Source organism: Mesorhizobium sp. M0659, assembly GCF_040320605.1.
Taxonomy (GTDB): Bacteria; Pseudomonadota; Alphaproteobacteria; order Rhizobiales; family Rhizobiaceae; genus Mesorhizobium.
The window spans coordinates 39,197-54,563 of the sequence record NZ_JAMYPY010000003.1; the positions used below are offsets into that span (position 1 = coordinate 39,197).

Genomic DNA, 15,367 nt, shown 5'->3' on the forward strand with positions numbered 1-15,367 from the left:
AGGCTCTTGAGGAAGAGGTAGCCGGGCGCGGACGCTTGCTTTAAAAGCATCGCTTCCCACCGACTGTGAGGCAGACCATGGCACTGAGAGCCGACGACCTGATCGACCGCCGCCGCTTGCGGCGCAAGCTGACCTTCTGGCGCGGCGCCGCCATTGCCATCGTGGCCCTTGGGGTGATTGCGCTTGCAAGCTGGTTCTATGGGGGCGACCTCGGCGGTTCTTCCGTCGACCACATCGCCAAGGTCAGGATCGAAGGCACCATCACCGAGGACGAGGAACTGATCAAGCGGCTGGAAACCATCCGCACATCCTCGCAGGTCAAGGGCGTCATCCTGGCGATCGATTCGCCCGGCGGCACCACGGTCGGCGGCGAATCGATCTACGAGGAGGTGCGCAAGCTTGCCGCCGACAAGCCGGTGGTGGCCGAGGTCGGCACGCTGGCCGCATCGGCCGGCTACATGATCGCCAGTGCCAGCGACCATATCGTTGCCCGCAAGACGTCGATCGTCGGCTCGATCGGTGTGCTCATCCAGTATCCCGATGTCAGCGGTCTGATGGACAAGGTCGGCATCAAGCTCGAGGAAGTGAAATCCTCGCCGCTGAAGGCATCGCCCTCGCCCTTCAAGCCGACCAATGAAGACGAGCGAGCCATGGTCCGCAAGCTCATCCTCGACAGCTATGACTGGTTCGTCGGCATCGTCGCCGAGCGCCGCAAAATGACCCGCGATCAGGCACTGGCCCTTGCCGACGGCTCGATCTTCACCGGCCGCCAGGGCCTTGCCAACGGTCTGATCGACGCTGTCGGCGGCGAGAGCGTGGCGATCGACTGGCTGGCGACCAAGGGTGTCGACGCCAAGCTCAAGGTGGTGGAATGGAAGGACACCGAGCGGCGTGGCGGCTTCCTGTTCTCGAAAGCAATAGCGCGCAGCGTCGGCAGCGCGCTCGGCCTGTCGGAGGCCGGCAGCGACGTGCTTCACGAAATTGGCGCGGATCGCTTGTTTCTTGACGGTCTCGTTTCCGTCTGGCACCCTTGATCTGCCGGTTGGGGCGAGCAAAAAGCAAATAAAATCATCCTGATAATTTGACCGCAGCGCTTTCACGGGGACCTTTCTGATGATCAAATCCGAGCTTGTGCAGATCATTGCCACGCGCAACCCGCATCTTTTCCTGCGCGACGTCGAAAACATCGTGGGAGCGATCTTCGACGAGATCACCGATGCCCTAGCGGAAGGCAATCGGGTCGAGTTGCGCGGCTTCGGCGCTTTTTCGGTGAAGAATCGCCCTGCCCGCACCGGCCGCAACCCGCGCACCGGCGAATCCGTCGAGGTCGAGGAGAAGTGGGTGCCGTTCTTCAAGACCGGAAAGGAATTGCGTGAAAGGCTGAATGGCGGCAAGTAGGCGCGGATCACGCGCCGACCTTATCAAGGCCTGCCTTCTCCAGGGAATCTCTATGTTGAACCGCTTCATACTTATCGTGGTCTTCGTGCCGCTCGCCGTCATCTTGATTGCGCTGGCCGTCGCCAACCGCGAGCTGGTCGCCTTCACGCTCGACCCGTTCAACCCCGGCAATCCGAAACTGACGCTGACCTTGCCGCTGTTCATCTTCCTGTTCGTGGCGCTCGCCATCGGCATGGTCGTCGGCAGCCTGGCGACCTGGGTCAAGCAGGGCCGCTACCGCAAGCTGGCGCGCCAGCGCGGGGTCGAGGCCGAGAATTTGCGCCAGGCGGTCAGCCGTATACCCGCCGTGCAGCAGGGCGCGGCCGCCGGGCCGGCGCTGCCGAAGCCAACGGCCTGAAGCCGGCGCTTTTATCTTCGCGGAGTTTTGCATGCTGACCATTTCGGCCGACGCTGTCGACCAGGCGCTGACCTTTCCCGGGCTGGTCGAGACATTGCGCGCGGCCTTCCGCGAGGGTGCTGTGCAACCCGTCCGCCATCATCACGGGGTCGAGCGGCCCGACGGTGCCACATCCACGCTGCTTTTGATGCCGGCGTGGACCGACTTCCATGCGGCCGGCACATCGGTCGGGGGTCATATCGGCGTCAAGATCGTCACCGTATCGCCCGACAACAACGCCATCGGCAAACCGGCGGTGATGGGGCTCTACCTCCTGCTCAACGGCGCCACCGGCGAGCCCGAAGCGCTGATCGACGGCCAACGGCTGACACAGTGGCGCACCGCTTGCGCCTCGGCGCTGGCGGCCTCCTATCTCGCCTGCGAGGACGCATCGCGGCTTCTGGTGGTCGGCGCCGGCGCGCTGTCGCCGTTCCTCGCCAAGGCGCACTCCGCGGTGCGGCCGATCAAGACCATCCGCATCTGGAACCGCACGCCCACCAATGCCGAAAAGGTCGCGGCCGATTTGCGCGCGGACGGTTTCAACGCCGAGGCCGCAAGCAATCTCGACGCCGAACTCGCCGAGGCCGACATCGTCTCATCGGCGACGATCACGACGACGCCGCTGGTCAAGGGTGCGCTGCTCAAGCCGGGCGCGCATGTCGATCTGGTCGGAGGCTTCACGCCGACCATGCGCGAGAGCGACGACGACGCGATCGCGCGCGCCCGCGTCTATGTCGACACCCGCGCCGGCGCCACCAAGGAAGCCGGCGACATCGTCCAGCCGCTCGCCTCCGGCGTGCTGAAGCCGGAAGCCATCGTCGCCGATCTGCATGAGCTGGCGCGCGGGGAAAAACAGGGCCGGCAGAGCCCCACTGAGGTCACGCTGTTCAAGTCGGTCGGCGCCGCGCTTGAGGACCTTGCCGCCGGCATTGCCGTCTACAACGCGCTCAAGCAGTAGCGTCTGCGCCGGTTCTGCGATCGAACTTCCTGATCGCTTCCGCGCTGACCGGGGTGAAGAAGTTCACCAGATTGCCATCGGGATCGCGCAGCAGCAGCGACCGGTTACCCCATGGCATCGTCGTCGGCGTCTGTACGAAATCGCCGATAATTTTCGCCAGCCTGCTGTACTCAGCATCAACATCGGCGACGCGAAACTCGATGATCGCTGAGCGATTGGCGGCCGGCTGCGCCACATCAGTTCCGAACAGGGCCAGCGTGCGGGTGCTGCCGATCGCCAGTGTGCAGGACGGCGTTGCCAGTTCGGGGAAATCGTCTGTGAACCAGGTTGCGGTAAGCCCGGTGATCGTGTCGTAGAATGCCACCAAGGGCTTGATCTGATCGGTAATGATGCGGATCGAGACGAAGTCCATCTTATTCTCCTGGGGCAAGCGCGACACTATCTGAAGACAATCGCTTGTCGCACAAGGCTGCTGACAACTTGGTGTCAGCAGCCTTGTCACGGTGCCTTGCCGATCCGGCGGCTGGATGCTTCAGCCTGCCTTCATGGCAGCGCCCATCGCCTCGGCGATCAGCGCGAAATCATGCGCCGTAATTTCGAACAGGCCAAAGCGCAGTTGATAACCCCAGTTCGATTTGCCCGCGGTGAAGTCGAGCTGCTCGAGCAGCGGCTTGATCGGCGCCTCCTCGGCCTTGGCCCATTCGACATCCCTGCGGAACGGCGTGAAGCCACCGCCCATGTCGCCCTGGTAAGGCTCGCCTTCGCGCACGGTGCCGATTGCCGTGAAAGCCTGCAGGCCGTCCTTCTCGCGCAGAATTGTGGTCGGCGAGTAGTAGATGATGCCGTCGCCGGGCTTGATGCGGCGCAAAGGTGCCGCCTTGCCGTGGTTGACCTGCATGAAGCCGGCCTCGCGGCCGCGCCGGACATGCTCGGCGGAAGCGACCGCGATCCAGTGGGCACTCATTTCTGTTCTCCATTGGCCTGTTCCCCATTGGCCTGTTCTCCGTCCTTCAGCCAGTAGACGCGCAGCCGGTGCTCGTCGGGATCGAGCGCAACGAAGGTGCGGCCGAAGTCCATGTCGGTCGGCGTCTGCAGAATGGTCAAGCCGCGTCCTGCCCAGTCCGTGTAAGCGGCGTCCACCGCATCAGGCCGGTCCAACGCGAAGACGAGCTCCGCACCGCCGCCCGCGGCTGCGGCCGCCGGCTCCACGGTGTGGCGCGACCACAGGCCGAGCTTGAAGCCATTGTCGAGCACGAACAGCACGAAGGTCGGCGACGTCTCCACCGGCTGGCGTCCCAGCAGCGCACCGTAGAAGGCGCCGCTCCGCTCCGGGCTGTCGACATAATGGATGACGAAATTGGGGGTGTTCATGTCTGCTCTGCAGGGTTTCGATTGGAGGAGCATAGGTGACCCCACTGTCAGATTCTGGCAGTGGGTCAGTTTGAAATTTAATTTCAAACTGACCCACTGCCCAGATTGTGGCAGCAGCGGCTTGCGAGGCGTAGAAAGGAGCATTAAGCGCCGGGCTGGCGCTTCGGTGCGTCCAGCGTCGCGCGCCATTCCTTCAGCAGCGCCTGCCGACGACCGGATAGCGGATACGTGGTGTTGAGCCCCGACATCCGGTCGGCGCGAAAATGTCTGAAATCCTGCCGCGTCTCGCACCAGGCCACCACCACCCGCACCTTGTCGAAAAAGCCGAGCGCGAATGGCCAGATCAAGCGCTCGGAGGCGGCGCCGCCGGCATCGCGGTAAAGAAAGCCGAGTTTTCTCTCGTTGCGGATCGCCTGGCGCACCAGGCCAAGGTCGATGCTTTCGACAGCATCGCCGTGCGGCCCGACCAAAAGCGCGGTCGCATCGAGGTCCTCGCGCAGATCATCCGGCAGCACAGCGGCGATCTTGGCCAGCGCGTCGGTGGCGGCGGCCGACAGCCGCTTGTCCGGTTGTCTGGCAACCCAACGCGATCCCAGAACGATGGCCTCGATCTCCTCGTCGGTGAACATCAGTGGCGGCAGCATGAAGCCGGGTTTCAGCACATAGCCCAGCCCAGCCTCGCCCTCGATCGGCGCGCCTTGCCCCTGCAGCGTGGCAATGTCGCGGTAGAGCGTTCGGATCGAAACGTCCATCTCGCCGGCAAGCGTGCGACCGCTCACCGGCCGGCGATGCCGGCGCAGGATCTGGATCAGGTCGAGCAGGCGTTCGGAACGGGACATGATTCGAGATTTGCCTGTTTCCTCAGCGAGGTCCACCACCTCAGACATTCGACGCTGGACCATTTTGTTTGCGCAGCCGGTGACCCTATGCCAAAAGCGGCCTGCCGCCTCCGGAGACGCTCCTGCTTGAAGTCTTTTCGCGACAAACGCCGCGACAACCGTCCGCCCGCAAAGGGCAGGACCGAACATGCGCGGCCGCAGCCGGAGACCGTACCAGTCCGACCCGAAGCCAGACAGCCACGCCACGAAACAAAACCGGACGACCGGTCTGATCCGAAGCCCGCCCCCCGTATCCTGGCGCGTCGCGAAGGCATCCTGCCCACTGAGCGCCTGCCGGTGATCCTCGAAGTGGCGCCCAATCAGGATTATGCACTGCTCGACAGCGGCGCCGGCGAAAAGCTCGAACAATACGGCCCCTACCGCATCGTGCGGCCCGAGGGACAGGCGATCTGGCAAAAGGCCTTACCGGCCAGGGACTGGGACCGCGCCGACGCCATCTTCACCGGCGACACCGACGAGGAAGGCATCGGCCGCTGGCGGTTCCCGAAGGTACCGCTGGGCGAGACCTGGCCGATGAAGCATGACGGCATCGACTATCTCGGCCGCTTCACCTCGTTTCGCCATGTCGGCGTCTTCCCCGAGCAGGCTTCGCACTGGGACCATATGGCCAGCCTGATCGCGGCGGCCAAGCGCCCGGTCAAGGTGCTGAACCTGTTCGGCTATACCGGGCTCGCGTCTCTCGTAGCCGCCCGCGCCGGCGCCGAGGTCACCCATGTCGATGCCTCCAAGAAGGCGGTCGGCTGGGCGCGCGAAAACCAGGAAATGGCTGGTCTCGGCAGCAAGCCGATCCGCTGGATCGTTGACGATGCAGTGAAATTCGCCGAGCGCGAAGAGCGCCGCGGCAGCCGCTACGACATCATCCTGTTCGACCCGCCCGCCTATGGCCGCGGCCCCAAGGGCGAGGTCTGGCAGTTGTTCGAGGACCTGCCCGGCCTGACCGATCTTTGCCGCGCGATCCTGACGCCGAAACCGCTCACCGTGGTGCTGACCGCCTATTCCATCCGCGCCTCCTTCTTCGCCATCCATGCCTTGATGCGCGACACTTTTGCCGGCATGGGCGGCACGGTTGAATCAGGCGAACTGATCATCCGCGAGCAGTCCGCCGGGCGGGCGCTGTCGACATCGCTGTTTTCGCGCTGGGTAGCCTGAATGCCCCGGAGACCTGAATGCCCGGGAGTCCCGAATGAATGAGCGGCACGCCGGCGCGCCCGGGCAGGTCAAGGAAGTCACCAGCCTTGCCAATCCGCTGATCAAGGACATCAAGGCGCTCGCCCAGAAGAAATTCCGCGACCAGCAGAACGCCTTCATGGCCGAAGGGCTGAAGCTGGTCATCGACGCCCTCGACCTCGGCTGGTCGATCAGGACGCTGGTCTTCGCCAAGGCCGGACGCGGCAATGCGGCGGTCGAAAAGGTGGCGGCGCGCACGGTTGCCGCCGGCGGCACCGTGCTCGAAGTGTCCGAAAAAGTGCTGGTCGCCATAACCCGCCGCGACAATCCGCAAATGGTGGTCGGCGTCTTCCGGCAGAAACTGCTGCCGTTAAGAGACATCCGCGCTCACGACGGCGATGTCTGGGTGGCGCTCGACCGGGTGCGCGATCCCGGCAATCTCGGCACCGTCATCCGCACCGTCGATGCCGTCGGCGCCAAGGGCGTCATCCTGGTCGGCGAGACTACCGATCCTTTTTCGGTCGAGACCGTGCGCGCCACCATGGGCTCGATCTTCGCCGTGCCGGTGACCAAGGCGACGCCGGAAGCATTTCTGGCTTGGCGAAACAGCTTCTCGGGCCTGGTGGTCGGCACCCATCTGAAGGGTGCGGTCGACTACCGCTCGGTCGATTTCTCCCGAGGACCGGTGCTCTTGATGATGGGCAATGAGCAGCAGGGCCTGCCCGACAATCTGGCGGAAAGCTGCGACCGGCTGCTGCGGATTCCGCAGGCCGGCCGCGCCGATTCACTCAATTTGGCGGTCGCCACCGGAATCATGCTGTTCGAGATCCGGCGCGGCGCGCTGAAACTTGCCCCCGAGGACGCCACATCGTGAAATCATGGTCTCCCTATGCGCTGCTGGTGATGGTGGCAATCGCGCTCGACCAGTGGATAAAGCATCTGATCGAGACCGGCCTCGTCTTCCAGGAAAAGCTCGACCTGGTGCCATTCCTGGCGCTGTTTCGCACCTACAATACCGGCATCGCCTTCTCGATGTTCTCGTCCTTCGGCGACACCGGCCTGGTCGTCATCGCGGTCGTCGTCGTCGCCTTCGTGCTTTATCTGGCAACGCGTACGCCATCCGGCCATGTGCTGGCCCGCATCGGCTTTGCCCTGATCATCGGTGGCGCGATCGGCAATCTGATCGACCGCGCCGTCTACGGCCACGTCATCGACTATATATTGTTCCACACGCCGGTATGGTCCTTCGCCGTCTTCAACCTCGCCGATGCCTTCATTTCGGTCGGCGCGGCGCTGGTCGTCTTCGACGAATTCATCGGCTGGCGGCGCGAGGCCAAGCCGCAAGGCCCAGAAGCCTGACGGCCCGACTCTTTTGACCAATTGACCTCGCCGGACGGTCGCCGCACAGTTCGGCCAGAGCCAGCCAATGCCGACCGCCAGCCTTTGCGAAGCCGAGGAGAAGAGATGCCTGAAACCTTCAAAGCCATCCTCGTTTCGCGCGACGCCGAAAAGAAGCAGTCGGTCGAGATCGTCGATTTCAGCGAAGCCGATTTGATGGAAGGTGATGTCACCGTCGCGGTCAAGGCGACGACCGTCAACTACAAGGACGGGCTGGCCATCACAGGCAAGGCGCCGGTGATCCGCCGCTGGCCGCTGGTGCCGGGCATCGATTTCGCCGGCACGGTGATTTCTTCCTCGCATGCCGACTGGCGCAAGGGTGATCAGGTGATCCTCAACGGCTGGGGTGTCGGCGAAACGCATTTCGGCGCCTATGCCGGGCGCGCCCGCGTCAACGGCGACTGGCTGGTGCCGTTGCCCGACGGCATCAGCGCCCACGATGCGATGGCGGTCGGCACCGCCGGCTATACGGCGATGCTGTGCGTCATGGCGCTGGAGCGGCACGGCATCCTGCCCGATCGCGGCCCGGTGGTGGTGACGGGTGCCGCCGGCGGCGTCGGTTCGGTCGCGGTCTCGCTCCTGTCCAGCCTCGGCTACCACGTCATTGCCTCGACCGGCCGCAGCGCCGAAAGCTCCTATCTGATCGACCTCGGTGCCGCCGAAGTGATTTCGCGCGAGGAACTCTCCCAGCCGGCCAAGCCGCTGGCCAAGGAGCGCTGGGCCGGCGGCATCGATGCCGTCGGCAGCCACACGCTGGCCAATGTGCTGTCGATGACCGCCTATGGCGGCGCGGTCGCCGCCTGCGGCCTGGCGGGTGGCATGGATCTGCCGTCGAGCGTCGCCCCGTTCATCCTGCGCGGCGTCTCGCTGCTCGGCATCGATTCAGTGATGGCGCCAAAGGCTGTGCGGCTGGAAGCCTGGCGCCGCATCGGCAGCGATCTTGATCTCAAGAAGCTCGCCGGCCTGTCGACGACCATCGGCTTCGACGGCATCATCACCGCCGCCCATGACATCGTCGAGGGCAAGATCAGGGGCCGCGTGGTTGTCGATATGTGAGGCTCCCGAAGCATGATCCCGAAAGGGAATCAGGTTTCGGAAAAGATCAGGCGATGCGGAAAACCGCCAAAAATGCATGACCGCTAAAATTCGAACGATCCGCCGCGCTTTTCCATAATCTCTATCTGCAAGGAGTTCCGCATGATCGCGGAGTCCGCCAGGAAAGAGAAGAGCCGTGCCGAAAGCGTCGACGGGCCGAGTCCGGCGACGGCGAAGCGGCAGCGTGTTGCGCCGCCGCCTCGGGCGCCGGATTTGCCGCGCGCCACGTCCGAGGGCCTGCCGTTCCTGACGGTGGTCGCCAGTGTCGTGCTGGCGGGCCTCTCCCACCTCACCGGTGCGCCGATCTTCATCACCCTCGGCCTGCTGGCGACAGGCCTTGCCGGCGTCGCCATGCACCTGCGCAGCCGCCGCACCGTCCGCCGCGCGGCGGCCTTGCTCGACGAAACCGCGGCCCGTAGCCGCGCCGAAATCGAGACGCTGGCCGACCGTATGTGGGAGATGCAGGAGAGCGAGGAGCGTTTTCGCGGGCTGATCGATGCGCTCGGCGATCTCGTCGTCCACCGCGACCGCGATGGCCACATCGTCTACGCCAACAAGGTTTTCGCCAGCCTCGTCGGAACCGACCAACGCGACCTTGCCGGCAGGACCCTCGCCGAACACGGCATTGATGTCGGCATCGTCCCCGACGCCGCCTTTTCCGATCATGAATGCCTGAGTTCCACCGACGTCTCCATACGCACCCCGAACGGTCCGCGCTGGTTCTCATGGATCGAACTGTCGGTACGCGACAAGGATAGCGGCGCCGTCTCGCACCGGGCGATTGCCCGCGACATCACCGCGCGCAAACGCGCCGAATCCTCGCTGATCACCGCGCGCGAGCGCGCCGAATATGCCAGCCAGGCCAAGTCGCGCTTCCTCGCCACCGTCAGCCATGAGATCCGCACGCCGATGAACGGCATCATGGGCATGGCCAAGCTTCTGGCTGACACCAATCTGTCGCCCGAGCAGCGCACCTATGTCGGCGCTGTCTCGACCTCGGCCAGCGCCCTTTTGGCGCTCATCGAGGATTTGCTCGACTATTCCAAGATAGAGGCCGGCCGTTTCGACCCGGAGCCGCAGCCGACATCGCTGCGCGAAATCGCCGACAACATCGTCGAACTGATGGCAGCGAAAGCCTTCGCCAAGAAAATCGGCCTCGGCTGTCATGTCGAGCCCGACGTGCCGCAGATGATCATGGCCGATCCCGGCAGGGTCAGGCAGGTGCTGCTCAACCTGATCGGCAATGCGATCAAGTTCACCGACACCGGCGGCGTGCTGGTCTCGATTGCGCGCGCCCGCACCGATACCAGCGACCGCATCTGCTTCACCGTTACCGACACCGGCCCCGGCCTGCGCGAAGACGACATGGAGCGCATCTTCGAGGAGTTCGAACAGTCCGACGGCACCTCGACCCGCACCCATGGCGGCGCCGGCCTCGGTCTGGCCATATCGAGGCGCCTGGTCGCCGCCATGGGCGGTGCCATTTCGGTGTCGAGCCGGCTTGGCGAGGGATCGGAATTCGTCTTCGGGATCCCGGCCGCAGGAGCAACCGAAGCACCGCAGAACCGGCAGAACATCCTGGCCGGCCGGCGCGCCGTGATCGTGTCGAAGAACGCCGTCGAGGCCGACGCCATCGCCCGCACCATCCGCGCCCATGGCGGCGCCGTCGAGGTCGCCGCAACCGCTTCCCAGGCGACGCCCTTCGCCGAACATTGCGATGTGCTGTTGATCGACGCGGCCCTGGAGGACGGCGACGGCAGACTGCTCAAGCGCCTGCGCCAGAGTGGCTTTGCCGATTGCGAGACGATCACGCTGATCGCGCCGACCGACCGCGGCATGCTTGGCGAATTCCGCACCAACGGCTACGCCACCTTCCTGGCGAGGCCGGTGCGCGGCGAAACCCTGCTGCGCGTGCTGCTGACCAGTCATGCCTCTGCCTTGCCGCCGCCCAAGCCGGAAAAGACCGGCGCGTCCTCGCTTCGTGCCCATGGCGGGCGCCAGCAAGGTTTGTCGGTGCTGATCGCCGAAGACAACGACATCAACGCCATGCTTGCTCGCGCCACGCTTTTGAAGGCGGGACATCGCGTGAAAGTGGTCGGCAATGGCAAGGCCGCGGTCGAGGCGGTGACCGAAGCCGGGCTGAAAAATCGCTTCGATGTGGTGCTGATGGATTTGCACATGCCGGTCATGGACGGGCTGGACGCGATCGCCGCCATCCGCCGCCACGAGGAGGAAATGGCTGTGCCGCCGGTTCCGATCATGGTGCTTTCGGCCGACAGCCAGGAAAAGACCCGCCACACCGTGCTCGCCCATGGCGCCAGCGGCTTTGTCACCAAGCCGCTCGATCCCGACGCGCTGGTCCATGCCGTCGAGGGCCAGGTGGCCGCCTGAATTCATGTCGCTCAAAAGTGGCCCCGGTTTTGAGAAGACGACATGCACAAAACAAAGACTTGAAGCGCGTCGCGTGAATCGTCCCAGCGCGACGCGACGCTGTGCAATCCTCGCGTCACGTAGGTAGCCGAATGAGGGTTTTCGCCAGCCGACGAAGTATTGCCCGTCGCGCCGTATCACGGTACTGTCACAATCCTGTTGCACCTACACCGTATCCCCGTGCCAAGAGGGATGGCTCGAAGGAGAATCACTCGTGCATACAGTTATGCCGGAATGTGACACTCGGCCCAGCGCAGGCGGCGCTTTGCTCGCCGCGCGGAACGCCGATGCCGTCGCAACAGGCGCACCGCTGGGCCGTATCGGCAATCTCGAAGTGCGGCTTGCCCGCAATGAGGCCGAGATCGCCGCCGCGCAGGAAGTGCGCTACCGGGTGTTTTATGACGAGCTTGGCGCCAGGAAGGACCTGTTCCAGGCGCAGGACCGGCGCGACGCCGACCGCTTCGACCCGCTGTGCGACCATCTGCTGGTGCTTGACACCTCGATCTCCGGCCCCGAGCATCGCCGCATCGTCGGCACTTACCGCCTGCTGCGGCAAGAGATTGCGGCGACCGCCGGCGGCTTCTATTCCGAAGGCGAGTTCGAACTGACCAAGCTGATCGCCCGCCATCCCGGCCAGCGCTTCCTTGAGCTCGGCCGCTCCTGCGTGCTGCCGGAATACCGCTCGAAGCGCACCATCGAGGCGCTGTGGCAAGGCATCTGGGCCTACATCAACCACTATGAGATCGGCGTGATGACCGGTTGTGCCTCGTTCCCTGGCACGGTGCCGGCTGCGCATGCCGAGGCGCTCACCTACCTTGCCCATCACTGCCGGACCAACTCCGCCTGGGATGTGCGGGCGGTCTCCGGGCGCTATTGCTCGATGGACCTGATGCCGATCGAGGCGGTCAACGCCAAGGCGGCGATCGCGGCCATGCCGCCGTTGGTCAAGGGCTATCTGCGCGTCGGCGCCCGCATCGGCGACGGCTGCGTCATCGACCGTGAGTTCTCCACGGTCGATGTGTTCGTGGTGATGCCGGTCAAGGAAATCGGCGCCCGCTACGTCAACTATTATGGCGGGGAAGCGCAGCGCTTTGCGGCGTGAGGCAGTAGGCAGTAGGCAGTAGGCAGTAGTGAAGGCTGCCGCGAATTGCTGACTACCGACTATTCCCTATTCCCTAATCCCTCTCCCTACGGAATATCCTCCGGTCGCCGTCCCGGGCGGCTCTTGTAGGACGGAAAGGTCCAGCCGAATTTCAGCGCGCCGCCGCGCACCAGGAAAGCCGCGACGAAGCCGGCGACATCCGAGGCGAGCGGTGGCAGGCCGGCAAGATCGCCAAGTGTGTAGAGGCCGGCGCCCGCGAGTGCGGCGGTGACGTAGATTTCGGGCCTGAGCAGCACCGATGGCTCGCCGGCCAGCAGATCGCGCAGGATGCCGCCGAACGTAGCTGTCAGCACGCCCATAACAACGGAGACGACCGGCGAGCCGGTGATGGCCAGCCCCTTGGCCGCGCCCATTACGGAAAAGGCCGCCAATCCGATGGCGTCGAGCCAGAGCAGCCATTTCCAGCGGGATTCGACGCGGTGAGCGATGAAGAAGACCAGCACCGCAACCGCCGCGCAAACCAAGACATAGCCGGAGTTGGCGACCCAAAAGACGGGCAGGTTGAGGATGACGTCGCGAAGCGTGCCGCCGCCAATGCCGGTGACGCTGGCCAGAAACAGGAAGCCGATAATGTCGAGCTGCTTGCGCGAAGCCGCCAACGCCCCGGTCGCGGCAAAGACGGCGACGCCGGCATAGTCGAGGAGGTCGATGGGTGTCAGGGACATGAGGTAGTAGGGATTGGGAATTAGGGAAAGTATGAATAACACGAAGCCGCGCGATTGATACGCCTGCCTATTCCCTATTCCCTATTCCCTATTCCCTATTCCCTACTGGCTATTCCCTACTCACGCATCCTTCTCGGCCTGCTCGTTCACCGGCCCCGGCTCGACCGGCGCTTCGGTGGCCGCGATCTTGGGGCCGCCCTTGGCGACCCCGACCATGGCCGGCCGCAGCACGCGCTCGCCGATCGAATAGCCCGGCTGCACGACCTGGACGACGGTGTTGGCCGGCACATCTGGATTGGGCACTTCGAACATCGCCTGGTGGAAATTCGGGTCGAACTTCTCACCTTCCGGCTCAAGCTTCTTCACCCCATGCCGTTCCAGCGTCGACAGCATGGCGCGCTCGGTGATCTCGACGCCGTCGATCAGCGCCTTGAAGCCGGCATCTCCGGCCGCTTTCGCCTCGGCGGGGATAGCATCGAGCGCGCGGCGCAGATTGTCCGACACCGACAGCATGTCGCGGGCGAAATTGGCCACCGCATAGGCGCGCGCATCATGCACGTCGCGGGCGGTGCGGCGGCGCAGATTCTCCATCTCGGCCGCGACGCGCAGCGCGCGGTCCTTCAGCTCCTCGTTTTCCTTCAGCAGCCGCACCAGCGCTTCATAGTCGCCGTCGATGCCGCCGTGCGTGCGCTCGGCCTCGGCCGTTTCGATATCCTCGGGCGCGCGTTCGTCTTTTGTCTGGTCGCTCATCGCCATTTCCCGTCATTCGAATGGTTTGGATTTGCGCCCGATATCGAGGTTTGGCGGCCAAAAATCAAGGGGGAAGCCCAGGAGGACGCCCAACAGCAGGCAATGTTGCGGGCTGCCCGTCGGACTTGGTGCGGGACGCAAAGACGTTCAAAATTAATTCAAACTTTACCGTAACGGCAGCCTTTGCTTGCCAATACCCCGCTATGGGGAACCATTCAAAGCTTGGAGGAGTTTTGAAACCGACACAGGATTTGAGACAATGGACCGCAATACTGGCAACAGAAGCGAAGAGCTCGCCGCCGACATCAGGCGCCAGTTCGGCACCGAGGCGACGACGCGCTTCTTGCGCACCTTGCCGGCCTTCCGCACCGAGGCCGACATTCCCGCCCGTTTCCGGGACCTGCTCGACCGGCTGGACGGCATAGAAGCCAGCATGGCCGGCGGCCGACGCCGTCAATAGCGATGCTATCGCGCGACAATTACGCGCAGTAATTTTGCGTGAGCTTTTCCTTGCGGCAGCGGGACGCCCCGCCTATGCTTCCTGATGAACATGATTTCCCCCGAGACGGCCGCCAACAGCAAGCGCGCCTGGTTGAAGATCCTGGCGCGCTACAAGAAGCCCGACCGGCGACGCAGCACTCTTGAACTCGCCATCACCCTTATTCCTTTCGTTACGCTGTGGGCGCTGTCTTCGGCAGCCTATTCCTATGGCCACTGGTGGGGCTTGATCCTGATCCTTCCCGCCGCCGGTTTTCTGGTGCGGATCTTCATGATCCAGCACGATTGCGGCCACGGCTCCTTCTTCGCCAACCGCACTGCCGACGACTGGATCGGCCGCGCGCTCGGCGTGCTGACGCTGACCCCTTACGATTGCTGGCGGCGCGCGCACGCCACCCATCACGCCAGCGCCGGCAATCTTGACGAGCGCGGCATGGGCGATATCAGGACGTTGACGGTTGCTGAATACCGGCAGCTGTCTTGGCGGGGACGCCTTGCCTATCGTCTCTACCGCCATCCCCTGGTGATGTTCGGCCTTGGCCCGATCTGGCTGTTCATCTTTGAGCAGAGGCTGCCCGTCGGCATGATGCGCGGCGGCCTGACGCCCTGGGTGTCGTCGATGACCACCAATCTCGGCATCGCGGTCGCGGCAGCGCTGCTTATCTGGCTGGTCGGCCCCGGCGCTTTCCTGATCGTCCATTTGCCGATCGTGATCCTGGCCGGATCGGCCGGCATCTGGCTGTTCTACGTCCAGCACCAGTTCGAGGAGACGGAATGGGCGAAGGACGAAGAGTGGGAATTCCAGCGTGCCGCCCTGCACGGCTCGTCCTATTATGATTTGCCGCCGGTGCTGAACTGGTTCACCGGCAATATCGGCGTCCATCACGTGCACCATCTCTCGGCCAAGGTGCCGGGCTACCGGCTGCAGGAAGTGCTGCGCGACTATCCCGAACTGCGCGGCATCGGCCGCGTCACGCTCCTCGACAGCCTGCGCTGCGTCAAGCTGGCGTTGTGGGACGAGAACCGCCGCAAGCTGATCTCGTTTCGCGAAGCGCGGGCCTTGGCCTAAAAGCAATTCCAGCAAAGTGTGAGGCGGTTTTCCGGGCTTTCGCTTGGGAATTCCGTAAGACAAAGAAAAAA

18 protein-coding genes are annotated in these 15,367 nt (G+C 64.2%); 12 read left to right on the top strand and 6 right to left on the bottom strand.

Annotated features, from left to right (window positions below; genetic code table 11):
* The first annotated feature begins 77 nt into the window (after positions 1-77).
* The 4 genes from sppA (at position 78) to lhpI (ending at position 2,792) form a co-directional block, all read left to right on the top strand.
* Positions 78-1,034, top strand: coding sequence for a signal peptide peptidase SppA (gene sppA / locus NKI31_RS05675; protein WP_023698204.1), 957 nt, complete (start codon positions 78-80; stop codon positions 1,032-1,034).
* A 79-nt stretch (positions 1,035-1,113) separates the two neighbouring features.
* Entirely contained in the window at positions 1,114-1,398 is a 285-nt protein-coding gene (locus NKI31_RS05680) for an integration host factor subunit beta (RefSeq protein ID WP_006200394.1), read from the top strand.
* 52 nt (positions 1,399-1,450) lie between these two features.
* On the top strand, positions 1,451-1,795 hold the full coding sequence (locus NKI31_RS05685; protein ID WP_023669750.1) for a lipopolysaccharide assembly protein LapA domain-containing protein: 345 nt from the start codon (positions 1,451-1,453) through the stop codon (positions 1,793-1,795).
* Between the two features lie 31 nt (positions 1,796-1,826).
* Positions 1,827-2,792 carry a bifunctional Delta(1)-pyrroline-2-carboxylate/Delta(1)-piperideine-2-carboxylate reductase gene (gene lhpI / locus NKI31_RS05690; protein ID WP_352498296.1) on the top strand — a complete coding sequence of 322 codons (966 nt, stop codon included), beginning with the start codon at positions 1,827-1,829 and terminating at the stop codon, positions 2,790-2,792.
* Here the strand turns inward: lhpI and NKI31_RS05695 are convergent.
* From NKI31_RS05695 to NKI31_RS05710, 4 genes are all read right to left on the bottom strand, one after another.
* Positions 2,782-3,204 carry a VOC family protein gene (locus NKI31_RS05695; RefSeq protein ID WP_352650782.1) on the bottom strand — a complete coding sequence of 141 codons (423 nt, stop codon included), beginning with the start codon at positions 3,202-3,204 and terminating at the stop codon, positions 2,782-2,784. The genes lhpI and NKI31_RS05695 overlap by 11 nt on opposite strands.
* A 120-nt stretch (positions 3,205-3,324) precedes the next feature.
* Positions 3,325-3,756, bottom strand: coding sequence for an EVE domain-containing protein (locus NKI31_RS05700; protein ID WP_023714121.1), 432 nt, complete (start codon positions 3,754-3,756; stop codon positions 3,325-3,327).
* Complete coding sequence (locus NKI31_RS05705) at positions 3,753-4,163, bottom strand: VOC family protein (protein ID WP_352650784.1); 411 nt, start codon at positions 4,161-4,163, stop codon at positions 3,753-3,755. The genes NKI31_RS05700 and NKI31_RS05705 overlap by 4 nt, the downstream gene beginning before the upstream one ends.
* 143 nt (positions 4,164-4,306) lie before the next feature.
* Positions 4,307-5,002, bottom strand: a complete 696-nt coding sequence (locus tag NKI31_RS05710; RefSeq protein ID WP_352650786.1) for a helix-turn-helix transcriptional regulator — start codon at positions 5,000-5,002, stop codon at positions 4,307-4,309.
* A gap of 126 nt (positions 5,003-5,128) precedes the next feature.
* Here NKI31_RS05710 and NKI31_RS05715 point away from each other — a divergent pair, with 126 nt between their 5' ends.
* From NKI31_RS05715 to olsB, 6 genes are all read left to right on the top strand, one after another.
* Positions 5,129-6,211, top strand: a complete 1,083-nt coding sequence (locus tag NKI31_RS05715; protein ID WP_023683062.1) for an RsmD family RNA methyltransferase — start codon at positions 5,129-5,131, stop codon at positions 6,209-6,211.
* A 34-nt stretch (positions 6,212-6,245) separates the two neighbouring features.
* Positions 6,246-7,103, top strand: a complete 858-nt coding sequence (locus NKI31_RS05720) for a TrmH family RNA methyltransferase (RefSeq protein WP_023683061.1) — start codon at positions 6,246-6,248, stop codon at positions 7,101-7,103.
* The gene (gene lspA, locus NKI31_RS05725) at positions 7,100-7,588 is read left to right on the top strand and encodes a signal peptidase II (RefSeq protein WP_023683060.1); all 489 of its coding nucleotides are present in this window, start codon (positions 7,100-7,102) and stop codon (positions 7,586-7,588) included. The genes NKI31_RS05720 and lspA overlap by 4 nt, the downstream gene beginning before the upstream one ends.
* A gap of 105 nt (positions 7,589-7,693) precedes the next feature.
* Positions 7,694-8,683, top strand: coding sequence for an acrylyl-CoA reductase (NADPH) (gene acuI / locus NKI31_RS05730; RefSeq protein ID WP_023683059.1), 990 nt, complete (start codon positions 7,694-7,696; stop codon positions 8,681-8,683).
* Between the two features lie 141 nt (positions 8,684-8,824).
* Positions 8,825-11,113: a response regulator gene (locus NKI31_RS05735; protein WP_352650788.1), complete on the top strand. Its 2,289-nt coding sequence runs from the start codon at positions 8,825-8,827 to the stop codon at positions 11,111-11,113.
* A 265-nt stretch (positions 11,114-11,378) separates the two neighbouring features.
* On the top strand, positions 11,379-12,254 hold the full coding sequence (olsB, locus tag NKI31_RS05740; RefSeq protein WP_023683057.1) for a l-ornithine N(alpha)-acyltransferase: 876 nt from the start codon (positions 11,379-11,381) through the stop codon (positions 12,252-12,254).
* An 86-nt stretch (positions 12,255-12,340) separates the two neighbouring features.
* Here olsB and NKI31_RS05745 read toward each other — a convergent pair whose 3' ends face one another.
* Together NKI31_RS05745 and grpE are read right to left on the bottom strand one after the other, a co-directional pair.
* Positions 12,341-12,973: a trimeric intracellular cation channel family protein gene (locus NKI31_RS05745; protein WP_023744087.1), complete on the bottom strand. Its 633-nt coding sequence runs from the start codon at positions 12,971-12,973 to the stop codon at positions 12,341-12,343.
* A 126-nt stretch (positions 12,974-13,099) separates the two neighbouring features.
* Positions 13,100-13,729: a nucleotide exchange factor GrpE gene (gene grpE, locus NKI31_RS05750; protein ID WP_023683055.1), complete on the bottom strand. Its 630-nt coding sequence runs from the start codon at positions 13,727-13,729 to the stop codon at positions 13,100-13,102.
* Positions 13,730-13,988: 259 nt separating this feature from the next.
* Here grpE and NKI31_RS05755 point away from each other — a divergent pair, with 259 nt between their 5' ends.
* Positions 13,989-14,189 carry a hypothetical protein gene (locus NKI31_RS05755; RefSeq protein WP_023683054.1) on the top strand — a complete coding sequence of 67 codons (201 nt, stop codon included), beginning with the start codon at positions 13,989-13,991 and terminating at the stop codon, positions 14,187-14,189.
* 84 nt (positions 14,190-14,273) lie between these two features.
* Entirely contained in the window at positions 14,274-15,296 is a 1,023-nt protein-coding gene (locus NKI31_RS05760; RefSeq protein ID WP_023691976.1) for a fatty acid desaturase, read from the top strand.
* Positions 15,297-15,367: the final 71 nt, after the last annotated feature.

Excerpts from the sequence above, each read along its gene's own strand:
- grpE (WP_023683055.1), bottom strand. The coding sequence starts at position 13,729 with ATGAGCGACCAGACAAAAGACGAACGCGCGCCCGAGGATATCGAAACG.
- NKI31_RS05695 (WP_352650782.1), bottom strand. The coding sequence starts at position 3,204 with ATGGACTTCGTCTCGATCCGCATCATTACCGATCAGATCAAGCCCTTG.
- NKI31_RS05710 (WP_352650786.1), bottom strand. The coding sequence starts at position 5,002 with ATGTCCCGTTCCGAACGCCTGCTCGACCTGATCCAGATCCTGCGCCGG.
- NKI31_RS05705 (WP_352650784.1), bottom strand. The coding sequence starts at position 4,163 with ATGAACACCCCCAATTTCGTCATCCATTATGTCGACAGCCCGGAGCGG.
- NKI31_RS05760 (WP_023691976.1), top strand. The coding sequence starts at position 14,274 with ATGAACATGATTTCCCCCGAGACGGCCGCCAACAGCAAGCGCGCCTGG.
- lhpI (WP_352498296.1), top strand. The coding sequence starts at position 1,827 with ATGCTGACCATTTCGGCCGACGCTGTCGACCAGGCGCTGACCTTTCCC.
- sppA (WP_023698204.1), top strand. The coding sequence starts at position 78 with ATGGCACTGAGAGCCGACGACCTGATCGACCGCCGCCGCTTGCGGCGC.
- NKI31_RS05685 (WP_023669750.1), top strand. The coding sequence starts at position 1,451 with ATGTTGAACCGCTTCATACTTATCGTGGTCTTCGTGCCGCTCGCCGTC.
- NKI31_RS05720 (WP_023683061.1), top strand. The coding sequence starts at position 6,246 with ATGAATGAGCGGCACGCCGGCGCGCCCGGGCAGGTCAAGGAAGTCACC.
- NKI31_RS05680 (WP_006200394.1), top strand. The coding sequence starts at position 1,114 with ATGATCAAATCCGAGCTTGTGCAGATCATTGCCACGCGCAACCCGCAT.
- NKI31_RS05755 (WP_023683054.1), top strand. The coding sequence starts at position 13,989 with ATGGACCGCAATACTGGCAACAGAAGCGAAGAGCTCGCCGCCGACATC.
- olsB (WP_023683057.1), top strand. The coding sequence starts at position 11,379 with ATGCCGGAATGTGACACTCGGCCCAGCGCAGGCGGCGCTTTGCTCGCC.
- NKI31_RS05735 (WP_352650788.1), top strand. The coding sequence starts at position 8,825 with ATGATCGCGGAGTCCGCCAGGAAAGAGAAGAGCCGTGCCGAAAGCGTC.
- acuI (WP_023683059.1), top strand. The coding sequence starts at position 7,694 with ATGCCTGAAACCTTCAAAGCCATCCTCGTTTCGCGCGACGCCGAAAAG.
- NKI31_RS05700 (WP_023714121.1), bottom strand. The coding sequence starts at position 3,756 with ATGAGTGCCCACTGGATCGCGGTCGCTTCCGCCGAGCATGTCCGGCGC.